General features: G+C 64.1%; 15 protein-coding genes. 9 read left to right on the top strand and 6 right to left on the bottom strand.

Going from position 1 to position 17,171, the window contains the following annotated elements; all coding sequences use genetic code 11:
- Positions 1-11 precede the first annotated feature (11 nt).
- The 4 genes from J3454_RS12370 (at position 12) to J3454_RS12355 (ending at position 3,437) form a co-directional block, all read left to right on the top strand.
- Positions 12-956, top strand: a complete 945-nt coding sequence (locus tag J3454_RS12370; protein WP_349514083.1) for an alpha-E domain-containing protein — start codon at positions 12-14, stop codon at positions 954-956.
- Positions 957-975: 19 nt separating this feature from the next.
- Entirely contained in the window at positions 976-1,821 is an 846-nt protein-coding gene (locus J3454_RS12365; RefSeq protein ID WP_502878607.1) for a transglutaminase family protein, read from the top strand.
- 106 nt (positions 1,822-1,927) lie between these two features.
- Entirely contained in the window at positions 1,928-2,674 is a 747-nt protein-coding gene (locus J3454_RS12360; RefSeq protein WP_349514081.1) for a proteasome-type protease, read from the top strand.
- Between the two features lie 142 nt (positions 2,675-2,816).
- Complete coding sequence (locus J3454_RS12355; RefSeq protein WP_349514080.1) at positions 2,817-3,437, top strand: response regulator transcription factor; 621 nt, start codon at positions 2,817-2,819, stop codon at positions 3,435-3,437.
- Positions 3,438-3,600: 163 nt separating this feature from the next.
- On the opposite strand, the gene J3454_RS12350 is transcribed toward J3454_RS12355, so the two are convergent.
- The 3 genes from J3454_RS12350 to typA all read right to left on the bottom strand — a co-directional run bounded on the left by J3454_RS12350 (position 3,601) and on the right by typA (position 7,911).
- Entirely contained in the window at positions 3,601-4,329 is a 729-nt protein-coding gene (locus tag J3454_RS12350; protein WP_349514079.1) for an extensin family protein, read from the bottom strand.
- 85 nt (positions 4,330-4,414) lie between these two features.
- Positions 4,415-5,899, bottom strand: coding sequence for a sodium/proline symporter PutP (gene putP, locus J3454_RS12345; RefSeq protein ID WP_349514078.1), 1,485 nt, complete (start codon positions 5,897-5,899; stop codon positions 4,415-4,417).
- Positions 5,900-6,072: 173 nt separating this feature from the next.
- Positions 6,073-7,911 carry a translational GTPase TypA gene (typA, locus tag J3454_RS12340; RefSeq protein ID WP_349514077.1) on the bottom strand — a complete coding sequence of 613 codons (1,839 nt, stop codon included), beginning with the start codon at positions 7,909-7,911 and terminating at the stop codon, positions 6,073-6,075.
- A 419-nt stretch (positions 7,912-8,330) separates the two neighbouring features.
- Between typA and J3454_RS12335 the strand changes: the two genes are divergently transcribed.
- Both J3454_RS12335 and J3454_RS12330 read left to right on the top strand, forming a co-directional pair.
- Complete coding sequence (locus J3454_RS12335) at positions 8,331-10,997, top strand: TonB-dependent receptor (protein ID WP_349514076.1); 2,667 nt, start codon at positions 8,331-8,333, stop codon at positions 10,995-10,997.
- A 121-nt stretch (positions 10,998-11,118) separates the two neighbouring features.
- Complete coding sequence (locus J3454_RS12330; protein WP_349514075.1) at positions 11,119-11,508, top strand: DUF805 domain-containing protein; 390 nt, start codon at positions 11,119-11,121, stop codon at positions 11,506-11,508.
- A 28-nt stretch (positions 11,509-11,536) separates the two neighbouring features.
- Here the strand turns inward: J3454_RS12330 and J3454_RS12325 are convergent, their stop codons facing one another.
- Together J3454_RS12325 and J3454_RS12320 are read right to left on the bottom strand one after the other, a co-directional pair.
- Entirely contained in the window at positions 11,537-14,062 is a 2,526-nt protein-coding gene (locus tag J3454_RS12325) for an ABC transporter permease (RefSeq protein WP_349514074.1), read from the bottom strand.
- A complete protein-coding gene (locus J3454_RS12320) occupies positions 14,059-14,772 on the bottom strand; it encodes an ABC transporter ATP-binding protein (protein WP_349514073.1) in 714 nt (237 codons plus the stop codon). The genes J3454_RS12325 and J3454_RS12320 overlap by 4 nt, the downstream gene beginning before the upstream one ends.
- A gap of 59 nt (positions 14,773-14,831) precedes the next feature.
- On the opposite strand from J3454_RS12320, the gene J3454_RS12315 reads away from it, so the two are divergent.
- Complete coding sequence (locus J3454_RS12315) at positions 14,832-15,566, top strand: arylesterase (protein ID WP_349514072.1); 735 nt, start codon at positions 14,832-14,834, stop codon at positions 15,564-15,566.
- On the opposite strand, the gene recF is transcribed toward J3454_RS12315, so the two are convergent.
- Entirely contained in the window at positions 15,563-16,651 is a 1,089-nt protein-coding gene (gene recF / locus J3454_RS12310) for a DNA replication/repair protein RecF (protein ID WP_349514071.1), read from the bottom strand. The genes J3454_RS12315 and recF overlap by 4 nt on opposite strands.
- 240 nt (positions 16,652-16,891) lie before the next feature.
- On the opposite strand from recF, the gene J3454_RS12305 reads away from it, so the two are divergent.
- Together J3454_RS12305 and J3454_RS12300 are read left to right on the top strand one after the other, a co-directional pair.
- On the top strand, positions 16,892-17,005 hold the full coding sequence (locus tag J3454_RS12305) for an enoyl-CoA hydratase (RefSeq protein WP_296719735.1): 114 nt from the start codon (positions 16,892-16,894) through the stop codon (positions 17,003-17,005).
- A 41-nt stretch (positions 17,006-17,046) separates the two neighbouring features.
- Positions 17,047-17,160, top strand: a complete 114-nt coding sequence (locus tag J3454_RS12300) for an enoyl-CoA hydratase (protein WP_349514070.1) — start codon at positions 17,047-17,049, stop codon at positions 17,158-17,160.
- Positions 17,161-17,171 lie beyond the last annotated feature (11 nt).

Below are 17,171 nucleotides of genomic sequence, written 5' to 3'. Positions count from 1 at the left end.
AGGGACACACCATGCTAGGCCGCACAGCGAACGGGCTGTTCTGGATGTTCCGCTATCTTGAGCGGGCCGAGAACACGGCCCGCCTGCTCGAAGCGGCGCTACGCATGGCGCTGACCCGTGATCTGGCAACGGCCGAGGCGGAATGGCGCTCGGTGATCGCGACGCTCGGTCTGCAACGGGCTTACGAAGCCGCGCATGACGGCTATGATGCGCAGACGGTCTGGAACTTCGTGCTGCGCGAGCCATCGAACCCCGGCAACGTCCGCGCGATGTTCGGCGCGGTGCGCAGCAATGCGCGCACAGCCCGCACCAATATCTCCAGCGACGCATGGGAAGCAGTCAATGACAACTGGATGAAGCTGGACAAGCTGCTGGCGCGACCCGTTGGCCAGACGGCGGTCGGCGAGGTGCTGGGCGTGATCCGGCGAGCGGGGACGCAGGTGCACGGCGCCTTCGACGGGTCGATGCTGCGCGACGATGGATACCACTTCAGTCGCGCAGGCACCTTCATTGAGCGCGCCGACAGTACCGCACGCATTCTCGACATGAAGTATTTCCTGCTGCTGCCCTCGCTTTCCTATGTCGGATCGAGCCTGGATACCGGGCAGTGGGAGCAGGTGCTGCGTTCCGTCGCGGGCGCTCGGGTCTATAGCTGGCTCAACGCCGGAAAGATCGAGGCGCGCGGGATCGTCGAATTCCTGGTGTTAGACGATCGATTCCCGCGTAGCCTTGCGTTTTGCCGCAACGCGCTGCGCGATTGTCTCGCCGCGCTTGCCCGCAATCACGGGGTCGAGGGCAGTTGCCATGCGCTGATGCGCGATGCCGATACCCGCATCGGCCATCTGACGGTCGAACAGATCTTCGAGGCCGGGCTGCACGAATTCCTTGTCGATTTCCTCGCCCGCGATGCCGCGATTGCCCGCGCAATCGCCGAAGATTACCGGTTCCACGCATAAGGACGCTTGCATGAGCACGATGAGACTGGCGATCCGGCACACGACCCACTACGCTTTTTCCGCGCCGGTGATGCACGCGCTGCAGCGGTTGCGGCTGACACCCAAGGAGACCCAGGGCCAGCGGATCATCGAATGGCAGATGCGCTTCGAGAATGCCCATGCCGAACTCGAATATGACGACCAGCATTTCAACCACGTCACGCTGATCGGGCTGGAACAGGGCGCGCGCGAGGTGACGGTGATCTGCGAAGGGGTGGTCGAGACGGACGACAATGCCGGGGTGATCGGCCGTCATTCGGGCCACCTGCCGCTTTGGAGTTTCCTGCGTCAGACCCCGCTCACCCGTCCGGGTCCGAAGCTGCGGGCGTTGCTGCGGGAGGTTCAGGGGCCGTCGGACCAAGCGCCGCTCGATTTCCTCCACGCGCTGTCCGCCCTGATCCGCGAACGGGTCGCCTATGAAACTGGGCGCACCGATTCCGCCACGTTGGCGGAAGAAGCGATCGGCCTCGGCGCGGGCGTGTGTCAGGATCATGCGCATATCTTCATCGGCGCGGCGCGGGCGAGCGGGATTCCGGCGCGATACGTCAGCGGTTACCTGATGATGGATGATCGCATCGATCAGGAAGCCACCCACGCCTGGGCCGAAGCTCATGTCGAAGGGCTGGGGTGGGTCGGCTTCGATGTCTCGAACGGGATATGCCCCGATCCGCGCTATGTCCGGGTCGCGACCGGGAGCGATTACCGCGACGCTGCGCCGGTGACGGGTATCAGTTTCGGCGACACCGAGGAAAAGCTCCGGGTCGATGTCGCGGTGGAGTCCCAACCAGCCTCGCAGTCACAATCACAATCGCAATCGCAGTCTTAGAACCAGACAACACAGTAAGCCAAAACAGGTCACACGCGGCTTTGCGCGTTGCCTGCAATTGGGCTAGGGCGACCCTCCTGTTGCAGCGGCCCGGAGAGAATTCGACATGACCTATTGCGTTGGCATGGTGCTCGAACAAGGCCTCGTGCTGATGAGCGACACCCGCACCAATTCGGGCGTCGACAACATCTCCACCTTCCGCAAGCTGTTCCACTGGACCGTGCCGGGCGAACGCATGATCGCGGTTATGACCGCGGGCAATCTTGCCACCACGCAGGCGGTGATCAGCCAGCTGGACGAGCGCACCAAGGCGCCGAGCGAGCGCGACAACGCCCTGCTGAAGGGGCCGACCATGTTCCAGGTCGTGACCGAGATCGGTCGCCTGCTACGTGCCACGATCGAGGATGCGCAGCGCACCAACGGCGATACCGGCAAAGGGCGCTTTACCGCCACCATGATCGTGGCCGGCCAGATCGCCGGGATGCAGCCGCGCCTGTTCATGGTCTATCCCGAAGGCAACTTCATCGAGGCCAGCTGGGACACCCCGTTCTTCCAGATCGGCGAGACCAAGTATGGCCGTCCGATCCTGATCCGCGGTTACGAGCCCGACATGAGCTTCGAGGACGCGGTCAAGCTGCTGATGGTGAGTTTCGATTCCACTTTGAAAGCGAACCTTTCAGTCGGGTTGCCGCTGGATTTGCTGGTAATCGGCAAGGATGCCTTCGCGCCCACGCACGAACACCGCGTTTCCGCCGACGATCCATATTTTGCCACGATTTCATCGGGCTGGGGCGACGCATTGCGATCGGCGTTTCATTCGCTGCCATCCTATACTTTTGCCGGTGACAGCTGATCCGCGGACATAATCAAGGTTCGTTTTGGACTAAAAAAAGCTAATTTCGTCAGGAGTTTGACTAACATAGGATAGGGTGTTTCCTCCGGATTGGCGGCGCTCTTGCGTGAATTGCCTAAGGGTTTGGCGCAGTCATCATCGCATGACACGTAAAGCAACCCTCCACTTCATCGACTCCTGCAGCCGCCAGCGTGCCGAACTGGCAAGGGTCGGATTTGCTTTGGGCCACCATAGCGAAGTCTATGGTGACCTGTCGGAGCTTTCGGTTCACCCGCCGCGCGAAGGCATCATCATTGCCCGCGATACGGCGGAAGAAGGCGGGGTGGGGATGATCCTCGATCGGCTGGGCCGCCTCGGGATCTGGCTGCCGCTGATCGCGGTCGAGGAGCAGCCCCGACCGAACCGGATTGTCGAGGCGATCAAGTCGGGCGCGCTCGATTATCTCGCGCTGCCGCTCGATCCCGAACGTTTCACCCGCTGCCTCACCCGCATCGGCAAGGAGGCCGAACAGTTCGGTGCCGCCCGCCGCCGCATGATCGAGGCGCGCGACCGGATCTCCACGCTCTCGACGCGCGAGCGCGAAGTGCTGGACTGGCTGGCCGAAGGAAGCAGCAACAAGGCGATCGCGCGCGAACTCGCTATCAGCCCGCGAACGGTGGAAATCCACCGCGCCAACATGATGAACAAGCTGGGCGCACGCCACGCTGCCGAAGCTGTCCGGCTACAGCTCGAAGCGAAGCTCGAACCTAGAGTGCGCGCCTAGCGCGGTGAAACCCTGCCTGCCGGTTTACGCCGCGTCGGGAGGCAATAATGGACGGGCCGGTACCCCCGGGCGGCCCCGGCGCTCTTGACCTCACGATGTCGGTCAGTCGCGGCGGGGCCGCCAAACCTTTGGGGCATCGGCTGCGAGCGTGGCTGAGACCGGCCTACCGGCAGAACCGGGCGCCGGTGCCTTCCAGATGAAAATGATCCGCGTGCGCGGCGTTGTATTCCGGGCCGAGCACTGTGCCGAACCGCTTACAAGCGCTTTTGTGCACTACGCGCAGGAATGCGCGCGTGGCCGCATCGCCGCCGTCCCAGTCGCGCCGCAGCACGATCCGGCGGCCATCCTCGAGTACGAAGCCCGATACATCGATCGCTTCGGCGCGGGCATGGGCAGAGCGCCGGTCGCTGCCCGCGACATTGCGGCAGGCATAGGAACCCATCGTCTCGATCCGGGCAATCGGGCTGCCGAGCATCTGGCGAGCGGCGCGGTCGACGCCGAACCGCGCCCATTCGTTGAACGCCTTGGCCGTGTCGCAGCGGACCGGGCCGAGATTGCTGACACCGAAGCTCGAACGGTCGCCCGCCAGCGCGGATAATTGCACCGTGCCCAGCTTGTTGCACCCCGGGGCAGCATAGGCATCGGGCAGGGGCTGGAACCGCGCCCCGGCCGCGCCGAGATCGGCAAGGCAGGTTTGATCGGCGGTGTTGGCGGAATAGCTTTGCGGGACCGAGGCAACCCGCGTGGCGGGTCGCGCCTGCGTGCCGGCGGCAGGGTTTGCCGTTCCAGGCGCCGCGCCGCTGCTACCGCCCGGCACCAGCGAGCCGCAGCCCGCCAGCGCCAGGGCACAGGCCAGCAGCAGATTTGCGCGGATGTGTGTCGTTCGCCTCATCACGCAGCTTTATTGCACAATTATGGTTAACGCTGCAAAAACGGGGCGGATCGGGCGACCCTTGCCTGTACCTTGTGCGAAGGCGTTACGCAGCCAGCGGTCTTTTCTGGGTCGCCTTGCTCACCACGATGATCGCCAGCATCGCTGCGCCAAAGCCGGGGACGATCTCGTACAGGCCGGGGCCGCCCAGAAACGCCTGGTTCCAGCCAAGCGTGATCCATGCCGCGACGACACCTGCACCGGTTACCAGTCCGGCGACGGCGCCTGTGCCGGTCATGCCTACCCCATCCTTGCCATGCCACAGCAGCGCCAGCAGGATCAGCGGGCCGAACGCAGCGCCGAACCCTGCCCAGGCATTCGCAACAAGGCCCAGCACTTCGCTGTTCGGGTCGCTTGCCAGCACGCTGGCCGCGACCGCCACCAGCGCCACCGCCACCCTGCTAACATTCACCGCCTCACGCTCGGACGCATTGCGGCGCAGGAACAGGCGGTAGAAATCTTCCGTCAGCGAGGATGATGAGACCAGCAATTGCGATGAGATCGTACTCATGATCGCGGCCAGCAGCGCGGCATAGAGGAAGCCGGTCACCGCCGGGTGGAACAGCAATTGCGCGAGTACGATGAAGATCGTTTCTGGATCGTCGATCACCAGCCCGTTGCGCTCGACATAGGCGCGCCCGGCGATGCCAAGGCCGATTGAGCCGATCAACGCGATACCCATCCAGCCCATGCCGAAAGCGGCGGCGCGCGGCACGTTCTTGACCTTGTCGATTGCCATGAAGCGCACGATGATGTGCGGCTGCCCGAAATAGCCCAGCCCCCAGGTCACAGCGCTGATGAAGCCGATTGCGGTCAGCCCCTGAGTCAGGTTCAGAAAGCCGTCGACCGGAACCTCCTGCAAGCTGCCGCCCGCAGAGCCTCCGGGGCCGAACATCACCACCAGCGGCATGATGATCAGCGCGAACATCATGATCAGCCCTTGCACGAAATCGGTCAGGCTGACGGCCAGAAACCCGCCGATCATGGTGTAGGCCAGCACGATCCCGGCGGTGATGAGGATGCCGAGCATGTAATCGCTGAACATCGTGTTCGGCAGGATGCCTGCAAACGCTGTCTCGAACAGCTTGCCGCCGCCTACCAGCCCTGCGGCGGTGTAGACGGTGAAGAACACCACGATGATGATCGCCGATGTCACGCGCAGCGCCGTGCCGCGTTCGGGAAAGCGGTTGGCGAGGAATTGCGGGATGGTTAGCGCATTGCCGATCCGCTCGGTCTGTTCGCGCAGGCGCGGGGCGACGATGACCCAGTTGGCGAGCGCGCCCAGGAACAGGCCGATCCCGATCCATGCCTCGACCAGTCCGGCGGCATACAGCGCGCCCGGCAGGCCCAGCAGCAGCCAGCCCGACATATCCGAAGCCCCGGCCGAAAGTGCTGCAACCGAAGGCGGCAGATTGCGCCCGGCGAGCAGGTAGCCTTCCGAATCCCCGGTCGATTTGCGCCAGGCGTAAAGGCCGATGGCGAGCATGAGAACGAAATAGGCGGCGAGGCTGGCAAGGGTGGCGCTGTTCATGGGCGCGGGGGGTAACAAGCCGGGCCGTGCTTGACCACCGGTAGGCCGCAATTCGCAAGGATTGCGCCCGATAGCGCCGGCTCAGCTAAGTCTATGTCTCTGCCGCGAGGGTTTGGGCAAGATCATGTCGCAGGGCAGGCCGGCACGTGTCAGCGCCGGCCCGGATCCGACCGTCAATCGCCCTTCTTGCGACGCAACTTCTTGCGCTCGTTCGGGTCGAGTTCGGCCTTGCGCAGGCGGATCGATTGCGGGGTCACTTCAACCATTTCGTCGTTGTCGATATAGGCGATCGACTGTTCCAGCGTCATGCGGCGCGGCGGGGTGAGGCGGATTGCATCATCCTTGCCGCTGGAACGCACGTTGGAAAGCTGCTTGGCCTTCATCGGGTTGACTTCGAGATCGTCGGGCTTGGCGTTTTCGCCGATGATCATTCCGGCATAGACCTTCATCTGCGCGCCGATGAACAATTCGCCGCGTTCTTCCAGCATGTTGAGCGCATAGGCATTGGCATCGCCATCGCCGTTCGAAATCAACACGCCGTTATTGCGGCCTTCGATCGGGCCTTTGTAGGCATCATACTTTTCGAACAGGCGGTTCATGATCCCGGTGCCGCGGGTGTCGGACAGGAATTCGCCGTGATAGCCGATCAGCCCGCGTGACGGGGCGGAGAAGGTGATGCGGGTCTTGCCGACGCCCGAGGGGCGCATTTCGGTAAGGTCGGCCTTGCGGCGCTGCATCTTCTCCACGACGGTGCCCGAATGTTCGTCATCCACGTCGATCACGACGGTTTCGAACGGCTCCATGCGCTTGCCGTCTTCTTCGCGGAACAGCACCCGGGGGCGGCTGATGCCGAGCTCGAAGCCTTCGCGGCGCATCGTCTCGATCAGCACGCCCAGCTGCAATTCACCGCGTCCGGCGACTTCGAAGGCATCCTTGTCTTCGGATTCGGTGACGCGGATCGCGACGTTGGTTTCCGCTTCGCGCAGCAGGCGGTCGCGGATCATGCGGCTGGTCACCTTGCTGCCTTCGCGCCCGGCGAGCGGGCTGTCGTTGACGGCAAAGCGCATCGCCAGCGTCGGCGGGTCGATCGGCTGGGCAGCGATCGGCTCGTTCACCGAAGGGTCGCAGATGGTGTTGGCGACGGTGGCTTTCTCAAGGCCGGCCAGCGCGATGATGTCGCCCGCCTTGGCGCTTTCGACCGGCACGCGTTCGAGCCCGTCAAAGCTCATCAGCTTGGTCGCGCGGCCGACTTCGATAACCTTGCCGTCCATGTCGATCGCGTGGATCGGGTCATTGACCTTGATCGTGCCCGACTGCACCCGGCCCGTAATGACGCGGCCCATGAAATTGTCGCGATCGAGCAGCGTGGCGAGGAAGCTGAACTTCGCGGTGGTATCCAGACCGGGCGAGGGCACGTGCTCGACGATCTTGGCGAACAGCGGGGCAAGGCTGCCTTCGCGCCGGTCCTGATCTTCGCTGGCATAGCCATCGCGGCCCGAAGCATAGAGCACCGGGAATTCGAGCTGGTCGTCATCGGCATCCAGGCTGACGAACAGGTCGAACACCTCGTCCAGGACTTCCTGCGGGCGGCTGTCGGAGCGGTCGATCTTGTTGACGACGACAATCGGGCGCAGGCCCAGCGCCAGCGCCTTGCCGGTAACGAACTTGGTCTGCGGCATCGCCCCTTCTGCGCTGTCGACTAGCAGGATCACTCCGTCGACCATGCTGAGGATGCGTTCCACCTCGGCGCCGAAGTCGGCGTGTCCGGGGGTGTCGACGATATTGATGCGCGTGGTCTCACCGCCGCCTTCGGGCGTCCATTCGACGCTGGTGCACTTGGCAAGGATGGTGATCCCGCGTTCCTTTTCGAGATCGCCCGAATCCATCGCGCGCTCCTCGATCCGCTGATTCTCGCGGTAGGTGCCGGATTGGCGAAACAACTGGTCGACCAGCGTGGTCTTGCCGTGGTCAACGTGGGCGATAATCGCGATATTTCTCAGCGAGGAGGACATTTTTCGTATTTTCCACTCTGCGACCCGGAGGCAGGGGCTCCGGGCAGGTCAAAAGCTTGGCGCACGGCCAGGCGCGCGGGGTTAGGCCGGGTTTGTGGCGGGTTGGCGACAGGCCGCGACGCTACGGCAAACGTGCCGTGAGCGTGCTGCTTGCTGCGTTGCAACATCGCCGCGCCGCCTAGCGCAAGAGCGTGCCGTGGGCAAGCTTTGGCAGGCTGATTGCGCGCTACTGAGGGTCCCGCACTGTTGCCCCTGCGCCACACAGCGCAGTTTTGCCCCGGAAAAGCGCGGGGTTTGCGCTTGTCGCAACATCGTCACTGGCTTATCAGTTCGCCCCACGACCACGGGAAACAACGCACCTGAAGGTGCGGGCCGGAATACCGGCGCCGGGGTCGAGGGATTTGAGGAGAGGAACTTCCATGCGTTCGAACTTGACCGGCACTGCCGGATCATACCGACTGGCCCTGCTTGCGGGTGCTGCCGCCTTCGTCATAACTACGCCAAGCGTTGCTGCGGCGCAGGAACAGGAGCCCGAACTCGAGGCTCCCGAAGCCAGTAATCAGATCATTGTTACGGCGTCGAAGCGCGAACAGACGCTGCAGGAAGTTCCGATCGCAGTGTCCGTCACCAGCGGCGAAGTGATCGAGCAGGCGCAGATCCGTGACGTGCTCGACCTGCAGACCGTGGTCCCGTCGCTGCGGGTCAGCCAGTTGCAGACATCCTCGGCAACCACCTTCATCATTCGCGGCTTCGGCAACGGTGACAATAACTTCGGCGTCGAACCTTCGGTCGGCGTGTTCATCGACGGCGTGTTCCGTTCACGCTCGGCCTCGGCCCTTTCCGACCTCAACATGATCCAGCGTGTCGAAGTGCTCAACGGGCCACAATCAACGCTGTTTGGCAAAAACGCCTCTGCAGGCGTGATCTCGATCATCACCAAAGAGCCGCAGTACCAGTTCGGCGGACAGGTCGAAGCGGTTTACGGCAATTTCGATCAGAAGTTCCTGCGTGGCGAAGTGACAGGCCCGATTACTGACAACATTGCCTGGTCGCTTGACGGCACCTACCAGCAGCGCGACGGTTTCGGACGGATTGTCAATCTCGACGAAGAAATCAACGATCGTAATCGCTGGTCGGCACGCGGTCAGTTGCTGATCGAGCCCTCCGCCGACATCAAGATCCGCTTGATCGCCGACTATGGCAAGATCGACGAAATCTGCTGTCAGACCAGCAACCTTGTTGTCGGCCCGCTTACGGCTGGTGCAGTTACTGCGGTGGGTGGCCAGTTCCCGACCGACTTCTTCAGTTTCGACAACTTCCTTAACGTCGTGCCGGTCAACAAGAACGAGAACTATGGCTTCTCCGGCCAGCTCGACTGGGCGTTGGGCGATCTGACATTCACCTCGATCACCGCCTACCGTGAACTGCGCAACTCCTTCCTTCAGGATGTTGACTTCACCAGCGCCGACTTGACTTCGGAAGGTCGCGATCAAGGGGTCGACACCTTCACTCAGGAATTCCGGGTCAGTTCTGATTTCGACGGCCCGCTTAACTTTCTGCTCGGCGGTTTTTACTTCGACGAAAAGATTGAACAGAACAGCTTTCTGACGGTTGGTGAAGATCTGCGTGACTTCGCCGCATTCCAAGCCGCGCCGGCTGCGCTGCTGCCGCCCAACCCGACCGGCGCCCAGCGTATCGCGGTGGGCAATGCAGTGCTGGCAGGTGCCGAAAACGGGCTTGGTATTCCGGCTGGCGGCATCTTCGGCGGGGACTTCCTGTCGCGCGAACGATTTGCGGTGGACAACCAGTCGTGGTCGATCTTCGGCACGGTCGATTTCGAGCCGATCGACGGTCTCGTCTTCACAGGCGGGTTCAACTACACCGACGACCGCAAGGATTTCGCGATCAATTTCGACGCGCTCGATCCGCTCGCCAACATCAACCTTGTTGATGTCGGGATCATTGGTGCGAGCCTCGCCAATCCGGCCATTCCGGATGTCCTGACCCGTGCGCAGTTCCAGGCCTTGCCCGTTCCGCTTCAGCAGGCGCTGATCGCCGGGGCGACAAATCCGGCGCTGAACACCGCACTGGCACTTGCCCCATTGCAGTTCCAGACTCCGTTCCCGAACGTACCTAATGCGGTTGAGGATGGCCGAACCCGCGATGATGAGCTGACATACCTGTTACGCGTGGCCTATCAGGTCTCCAACGAACTGAATGTCTATGCCAGCTACGCCACCGGCTTCAAGGCAAGCTCGGTCAACCTTTCGCGTGATAGTCGGCCGTTGCTGACCGACTACACGCCGGGGCCGGGCGGGATACTTGGTCCGACGGCCCGATCGCCGGGCTCTACCTTCGCCGCGCCGGCGTCGCCGATCATAGACGCTGGGCTGGCGACCCCGAACCTGTCGACCGGTACCCGCTTTGCCGGGCCGGAAAAGGCCGAGGTCTATGAAATCGGTATGAAGGGCCAGTGGCAAGGCATGGGATTCAACCTTGCGCTGTTCGACCAGACCATCGACGGGTTCCAGTCGCTTGCCTTCACCGGGCTCGGCTTCGCGCTCCAGAATGCCGGTCAGCAGTCGGTAAGGGGCTTCGAGTTCGATACCACCATTAGCCCGACCGATGGTCTCGTGCTGACTTTCGCGGCCACCTACCTCGACTCGGTCTTCGACAGCTTCCCGGGCAGTGTGCTCGGCGATTTGTCCGGTGAGCAGGTCGGCGGGGTTCCCGAGTGGGCGCTTGCCACCTCGGCCACCTACACGCACGAGTTCGGCTCGAGCGGCAACAAGCTGCTCACCCGCATTGACTACGCGCATGAAAGCAACACGCCGATCAATAACGGTCTGCCGACGTTCAACCGTGCGCTGGGCAACACACAAATCTTCGACCGTGAAGTCAATCTGGTGAACGCCGCCATGACGCTTGCGCTCGAGAACGGGATCGAAATCGGTGCTTTTGCCCGTAACCTGCTCGACGACCAGTTCGTAACCACCGTTTTCGACGGCGTTGCGCAGGCGGGCACGGTGTCAGGCTATCCGAACGCGCCGCGCACTTACGGTGGCCTTGTCCGCTTCCGCTTCTGATCGGATATTCATAGCTCAACAAAACGGCCCCGCGCAGATGATGCGCGGGGCCTTTTTGTTTGCGTAACTGCAAGGGATGTGATGATTTGGGCGCGCTAACTCAGCAAGAGGGGGATCTCGAATGGAATATATGCTTATGCCGCTCAAGCGGTACGCCGATTTTCAGGGGCGGTCGCGCCGTAAGGAATACTGGCTGTTCTTGCTCGCGGTTGTAATCGCAGTGATTATCGTCGGCGTGATCGAAGCGGTGCTTGGTCTTTCAGGCTTAGTCGGGGATGCTTACGGCCCCCTCTCCTTGTTGCTGATCGTGGCGATTATCATACCCAGCTTGGCCGTGCAGGTCCGGCGGTTCCACGATCAAGACAAGTCCGGCTGGTTTGTGCTGATCGGCTTCATCCCGTTCGTCGGCAGCCTGATCGTCTTTGTGTTCATGTGCCTTCCCGGTACCGATGGCCCCAATCGTTTCGGGCCTGATCCCAAAGATCCTCACGCCGAAGACGTTTTCGCCTGATGGCACACCGCGCGGGCGTTCGGGGGCGTTAAAGTTCCCGCAGCGCCCGCGCCGGCTTCGCTCTGAGCAGCGGTAGCGAACCGGCCAGCGCGAAGGCCAGCACCAATGCCACGCCGAGGCCCAGAACGCCGAGTACCTGCCCCCAATCGGGCAGCCAGTCGAAGGTGAACAGCTGGGTGATCACCACCCACGCCAGCGCCGATCCGAGCCCTAGCGCAACCAGCGCAAGCAGGCCGGCGATGAGCCCGTATTCCGCCAGTTGCAGCAGCAGGATCTGCCGCCTACTCGCGCCCAACACCCGCAGCATCACGGTATCATAGGTGCGTGCCGCCCGCGCCGCGGCAATCGCGCCCATCAGCACGGCGAGCCCAGCCAGCACGGTCACAGCCGCCGCCGCCAGCGTGGCAAGGCTCACCTGTTCGAGCAGCTTGCGCGCCTCGACCAGAATGCCGCCAATCTCGATCACGGAACTGGACGGCAGCTCGCGTACCATTGCCCGCAGCAGTGCGCCACGTGCAGCCGGATCGGCGCCTTCGGGCAGGTCGATGGTGGCCGCAAGATTGTGCGGCGCGTCGCTGATCGCATTGCGGCTGAATACGAGCGTGAAGTTAAAGCCTAGGCTCTCCCAGTCGATTTCGCGCAGGTTGGCGATGCGCGCGGTGCGTTCCACCCCGAGTATGCCGACGGTGAGATAATCCCCGACCTTCAGGCCAGTCGCGCGGGCCAGTTCCGCATCGACCGACACCAGCGGCTCGCCGTCCTGCAGCGGGCTCCACCACTCGCCTGCGACAACCCGGTTGCCCGGCGGCAGGCGGTCGGCATAGGTCAGGCCGCGCTCGCCGCGCAGCGCCCATGCGCCGTCAGGAATTTCCTCCAGTTCGGCGACGCGGACCATCGCGTCTTTCGGTCCATAGGCCAGCACTGCCCCGCGCATGGTCGGCACGGAGCGGATTCCGGCCTTGGGGAAGTCCGCCTGAATGAGTTCGAAAAAACGGGACTCCTTGTCGCGCGGCACGTCGAGCACGAAGTAATCGGGCGCTTCGCGGGGTACGCGCTGCTGGATATTGCCGTCGATCGCGCTCTGCACTGCGGCGAGCAGGACGAAGGCGGCCAACCCGAAGCCCAGCGCCGTCACCAGCGCGCCGGTGGGTGCGCCCGGACGGTGGAGATTGGCGAGCGCGCTGCGCAACAGCGGATTGGCCGGGCGCGGCAAACGGCCCGCAAGCCGCTGGATCGCCCAGCCAAGACCAGCGAGGAGCGCCAGTGCAACCCCTGCGCCCAGCAGGAACCCGCCCGACAGCATCGGCTGATCGGTGGTGACAAGCGCCAGCGCGCAGATAGCGGCAAGGCCAATGCCGGTGGCGATCAAAGCGCGCTTGTCCCGCGCCAACGGCACCACGCCTGACCGCATCAACGCCATCGCGGGGAAGGTGCGGGCGCGCAGCAGCGGCGCTGCGGCAAAGGCGAAGGCGACCAGCAGGCCATAACTCGCCGCCAGCAGCAGAGCAGGGGGGGCGATAATGAACCCGCTTTCGACCGGCAGCAGCCCGGCGAGCGCGGCCGCGAGCAGCGGTGTGACCAGCACGCCTGCGGCGAGGCCTGCAATGCTGCCCACCAGCGCCGCCACGCCGATCTGCAGCGCATAGATACGGACGATATCGGATGACGTCGCGCCCAGCACCTTGAGCGTGGCGATGCTGGTGCGGCGCTGGTCGAGATAGGAGGACACGCCACCTGCGATCCCGATCCCGGCGATCACCAGCGCGGCGAGCCCCACCAGCGTGAGGAAATCGGACATCTGCCGCACGAAGCGGTCCGCGCCGGGAGAGGCGCGGTCGCGGGTGCGGATGTCGAACCCGGCATCGGGAAAGGCCTTGCTCAGCGCCTCCTCCGCCGCCTCGGGATTGCGGGCGGGATCGGCAAAGGCGACGCGGTGCTTGCTCTGGTAGAGCGCGCCGGGTTGCAGCAATCCAGCCTTGGCCGCGATATCTTCGGCCACGATCACCGTCGGGCCAAGCTGGAAACCTTCGGACAGGCGATCAGGCTCGTCCGCGATGATCCCTGCTGCGGTAAGGGTCACGGTGCCGACGGTGAAACTGTCGCCGACGGCAATCCCCAGCCGCTCTATCGCACCTTGCGCGATCCATGCATCGGTTCCGGAGGGCGCAGCCACTTCGCGCCCGTCGGCCAGCACCAGCGTGCCGAACATCGGCCACTTGGCGTCCACCGCCTTCAGCTCGATCGGCGCGGCGGCATCGGGCGTGCTGGCCATCGCCTGCAGGCGGAAGCCGCCCGAAACTTCGCCATATTCCTCAAGCGCGGCCATTTCCTCTGCCGAAAGATCGCGCTGCCACACCTCGACTTCGAGATCGCCGCCGAGCAGTTCCTGCCCGCTCGACGCCAGCTCGCGCTCGATCGCCGAGGTCAGCGTGCCGATCGCTGCCAGCGCCGCAGTGCCGAGGAAGATGCACACCAGCAGCAGCCGTAGCCCCTTGAACCGCGCATTGAGATCGCGGCGGGCGATGGTCCAGGCGGTGCCCCAGGTAAGATTCATGCCGCGCCCGATGCGACCGTCGCCGGCGCGGTGTCGGAAACGATCACTCCGTCGGCCATGGTCAGCACCCGTTCGCAGCGCGCGGCAAGGCTTGCATCATGGGTGATGATCAGCAGCGTCGCCCCCGTCTCGGCGCGGCGGGCGAACAGCAGGTCGATGATTTCCGCGCCGGTCGCCGCATCGAGATTGCCGGTCGGTTCGTCCGCGAAGATCAGTTCCGGGCGCGGCGCAGTGGCCCGCGCAATGGCGACGCGCTGTTGTTCGCCGCCCGAAAGCTGGGTGGGATAATGTCCGGTGCGATGGCCGAGGCCCACGGCTTCCAGCTCGGCAATCGCGCGCGGGCGGGCGTTCTCCATGCTCGCCAGTTCCATCGGGGTCGCGACGTTTTCAGCCGCCGTCATGGTGGGTAGCAGGTGGAAGGCCTGCAGCACGATTCCGATCCTTCCCCGACGCGCGGCGGCAAGGCCATCTTCCGAAAGCCCGGCAAAATCCGCGCCCGCCACCATCACGCTGCCGCCGCTGGCGCGCTCCAGCCCCGATAGCACCGCCATCAGCGAGCTTTTGCCCGAACCGGACGGGCCGAGCAGCGCAACCACCTCGCCGCGGGCGATGTCGAGATCGATACCCCGCAGGATCGTGACCGGCGCGGCATTGCTGCCCAGCGTCAGGGTGAGATTGCGGGCGGAGATTGCAAGAGAGGGACTTGTCACAAGGTTCCGATGGCATAGGTGGGGTGTTACAACAAGGTACAGGCATGGAAGGTTCGCGGATGCACAGGCGCGTTTGGTCGAAAATCGGCGGTCTAGGGGCGGTCTTGGCGCTGGCAGCGCTGGCTGGATGCGATGATGCCGCTGAAGACGCAACGGTGCCGCCCGCCTCGGGGGCGGCGCTGGGTTCTGGTGAAGGCCCGCCGCCGATCCCGGTGATGGGGCCGGAACGCACCATTATCGCGTTCGGCGACAGCCTGTTTGCAGGTTACAACCTCGATCCGCGCGATTCCTATCCGGAAAAGCTGGAAAACGCGCTGCGGGCCAAGGGCATCAATGCCGAAATCGTCAATGCCGGGGTGTCGGGCGATACCACTGCGGCCGGACTGCAACGGCTCGAATTCACATTGGCCGCGATGGAACAGCCCCCGGCGCTGTTCATCTTGGAACTGGGCGGCAATGATCTGCTGCGCGGACTTTCGCCGGAGGAAACCAAGGCGAATCTCGGCAAGATGCTGACGATCCTGCAGCGTGAAGGCGTTCCAGTGCTGCTGATGGGGATGCGCAGCCCCCCCAATTACGGGCCGGAGTTCCAGGCGCAGTTCGATGCGTTGTACCGCGATCTGGCTCAGGAGTACGGCGCAGACCTGATCCCGTTCTGGCTGGAAGAGATCTACCAGGAGCCCGAACTGTTTCAGTCCGATCGCATCCACCCCACGGCTGAGGGGATCGAGCGGTTGGTCGCGGCGACGCTTGACGAGGTCGAAGAAGCTTTGCCTCCGCCTGACGCGGGTTAGAGCCGCTCCACGCTTCCGCCACTGACCCGCCAGATTGCGGCCTCGCTGCGGATCGCCTCGAACGGGGCGAGTTCGGTGCCGGTCATCCACACCTGTGCAAGCCCTTCGCGCAACCGGCGGAACAACTCGGTGCGGCGCACTGGGTCGAGATGGGCGGCGACTTCATCGAGCAGCAACACGCTGGGGCGACCAGCGGATGCAAGAACGCCGTGGGCCAGCGTGATTGCGATCAGCATCGCCTTCTGCTCGCCGGTCGAGCACGATGCAGCGGGCTGGCGGGTGCTGGCCATCACCACTTCCAACTCATCGCGCTGCGGCCCGGTCAGCGCGCGACCCGCCGCGCGATCACGCGGGCGATTGCGGGCGAATTCGGCGCGCAGGGCGACCTCGTCGACCGGCCCGCCGGGGCGGTAGGTGAGGGCAGGGCGGGCGAAGGGTTCCGGCGGCAGTGCGGAAAGCTCGTCCGCCAGACGCGCCACCAGTTCGGCGCGTCTGGCGCTGACTTGTGTGCCATGCTCGGCGGCCTGCGCCTCGACCGCGTCCAGCCAGCGGCCATCGGCGCCGTTCTCCAGGAGGCGCCCGCGTTCGCGCAGGGCCGCTTCGAGCGCGTTGACCTGCCGCGCATGATCGGGCGCGATGGCGAGCGCCATGCGATCGACGAAGCGCCGCCGCGCGCCCGCGCTATCGGTGAACAATCCGTCCATTGCCGGGGTGAGCCATGACATCGCCAGCCATTCGGCCAGGCTCGCCGCGCTTGCGGGAGCGCCATTGACCCGCACCAGCCGCCGTCCGGGCTGCCCAGGCTCTGTATAGGTGCCGAGCCGCGCGGAGACGGTCCCCTGTTCGGTCAGGCTCGCGCCGATGGCGAAAGGCAGGGGCGCATCGCCCGGCGCCGCTTTGCGCGCCAGTTCGGCAAGGTTGGCGCGCCGCAACCCGCGCCCCGGCCCAAGCAGCGAGAGCGCTTCGAGCAGGTTGGTCTTGCCCGCCCCGTTCTCGCCCACCAGCAGGTTGAAATGACCGGTCTCGCCCAGCGTGGTCGCGGCGTGATTGCGGAAATTTTCGACGCTGATCCTGCTCAGACCCATGGTGCCTGCGCGGGTAGCGGGAGGGCGGGGCCTTGGCCAGTCCGCAGTGCCGCAAATGACCAATCCCAACCCTTGGGATATTTTCCCAAGCTTTCGCCAAGGTGAATGGCGCGTCGCCCGCCAGAAAGTATCGGATTGGCTGATTTCCGCCATTTTCCGAGTTTGGCACACCTCCTGCAAGACACTTTGCGTCCCCGGGATGAGCCCGCGGGACAGCAAAAAACCCAAGGAGACTTCACAATGTTTGCCATTTCTTCCCCGGATCGCCTGTTCGCCGCCGCTTTCTCTGTCGTCATTTCGGCCGCGTTCTTTGCCTATGCGATCATCCCCGCCAGCCCCGGCCTCATCGCCTGAGCCTGCTGCGACAACCACTTACTCAAAGGAACCAATTGACCATGTTCGGCCCCGAAACCAGTGCCCGCCTCGCTTCTGCCGCCTTCGCCGTAATCCTGACGGTGGCAAGCTTTGCTTATACGATCATCCCCGCCAGTCCCGGCATGATCGCCTGATCGCCCGACCC

The sequence above is a fragment of the Erythrobacter sp. NFXS35 genome (assembly GCF_040148725.1).
Taxonomy (GTDB): domain Bacteria; phylum Pseudomonadota; class Alphaproteobacteria; order Sphingomonadales; family Sphingomonadaceae; genus Erythrobacter.
This window is presented reverse-complemented; position numbering and strand designations above follow the sequence as displayed.

Bases quoted from the DNA above. Each gene is read 5' to 3' on its own strand.
- J3454_RS12355 (WP_349514080.1), top strand. From the start codon at position 2,817: ATGACACGTAAAGCAACCCTCCACTTCATCGACTCCTGCAGCCGCCAG.
- J3454_RS12330 (WP_349514075.1), top strand. From the start codon at position 11,119: ATGGAATATATGCTTATGCCGCTCAAGCGGTACGCCGATTTTCAGGGG.
- typA (WP_349514077.1), bottom strand. From the start codon at position 7,911: ATGTCCTCCTCGCTGAGAAATATCGCGATTATCGCCCACGTTGACCAC.
- J3454_RS12360 (WP_349514081.1), top strand. From the start codon at position 1,928: ATGACCTATTGCGTTGGCATGGTGCTCGAACAAGGCCTCGTGCTGATG.
- J3454_RS12325 (WP_349514074.1), bottom strand. From the start codon at position 14,062: ATGAATCTTACCTGGGGCACCGCCTGGACCATCGCCCGCCGCGATCTC.
- J3454_RS12315 (WP_349514072.1), top strand. From the start codon at position 14,832: ATGCACAGGCGCGTTTGGTCGAAAATCGGCGGTCTAGGGGCGGTCTTG.
- putP (WP_349514078.1), bottom strand. From the start codon at position 5,899: ATGAACAGCGCCACCCTTGCCAGCCTCGCCGCCTATTTCGTTCTCATG.
- J3454_RS12370 (WP_349514083.1), top strand. From the start codon at position 12: ATGCTAGGCCGCACAGCGAACGGGCTGTTCTGGATGTTCCGCTATCTT.
- J3454_RS12305 (WP_296719735.1), top strand. From the start codon at position 16,892: ATGTTTGCCATTTCTTCCCCGGATCGCCTGTTCGCCGCCGCTTTCTCT.
- J3454_RS12300 (WP_349514070.1), top strand. From the start codon at position 17,047: ATGTTCGGCCCCGAAACCAGTGCCCGCCTCGCTTCTGCCGCCTTCGCC.
- J3454_RS12350 (WP_349514079.1), bottom strand. From the start codon at position 4,329: ATGAGGCGAACGACACACATCCGCGCAAATCTGCTGCTGGCCTGTGCC.
- J3454_RS12335 (WP_349514076.1), top strand. From the start codon at position 8,331: ATGCGTTCGAACTTGACCGGCACTGCCGGATCATACCGACTGGCCCTG.
- recF (WP_349514071.1), bottom strand. From the start codon at position 16,651: ATGGGTCTGAGCAGGATCAGCGTCGAAAATTTCCGCAATCACGCCGCG.
- J3454_RS12365 (WP_502878607.1), top strand. From the start codon at position 976: ATGAGACTGGCGATCCGGCACACGACCCACTACGCTTTTTCCGCGCCG.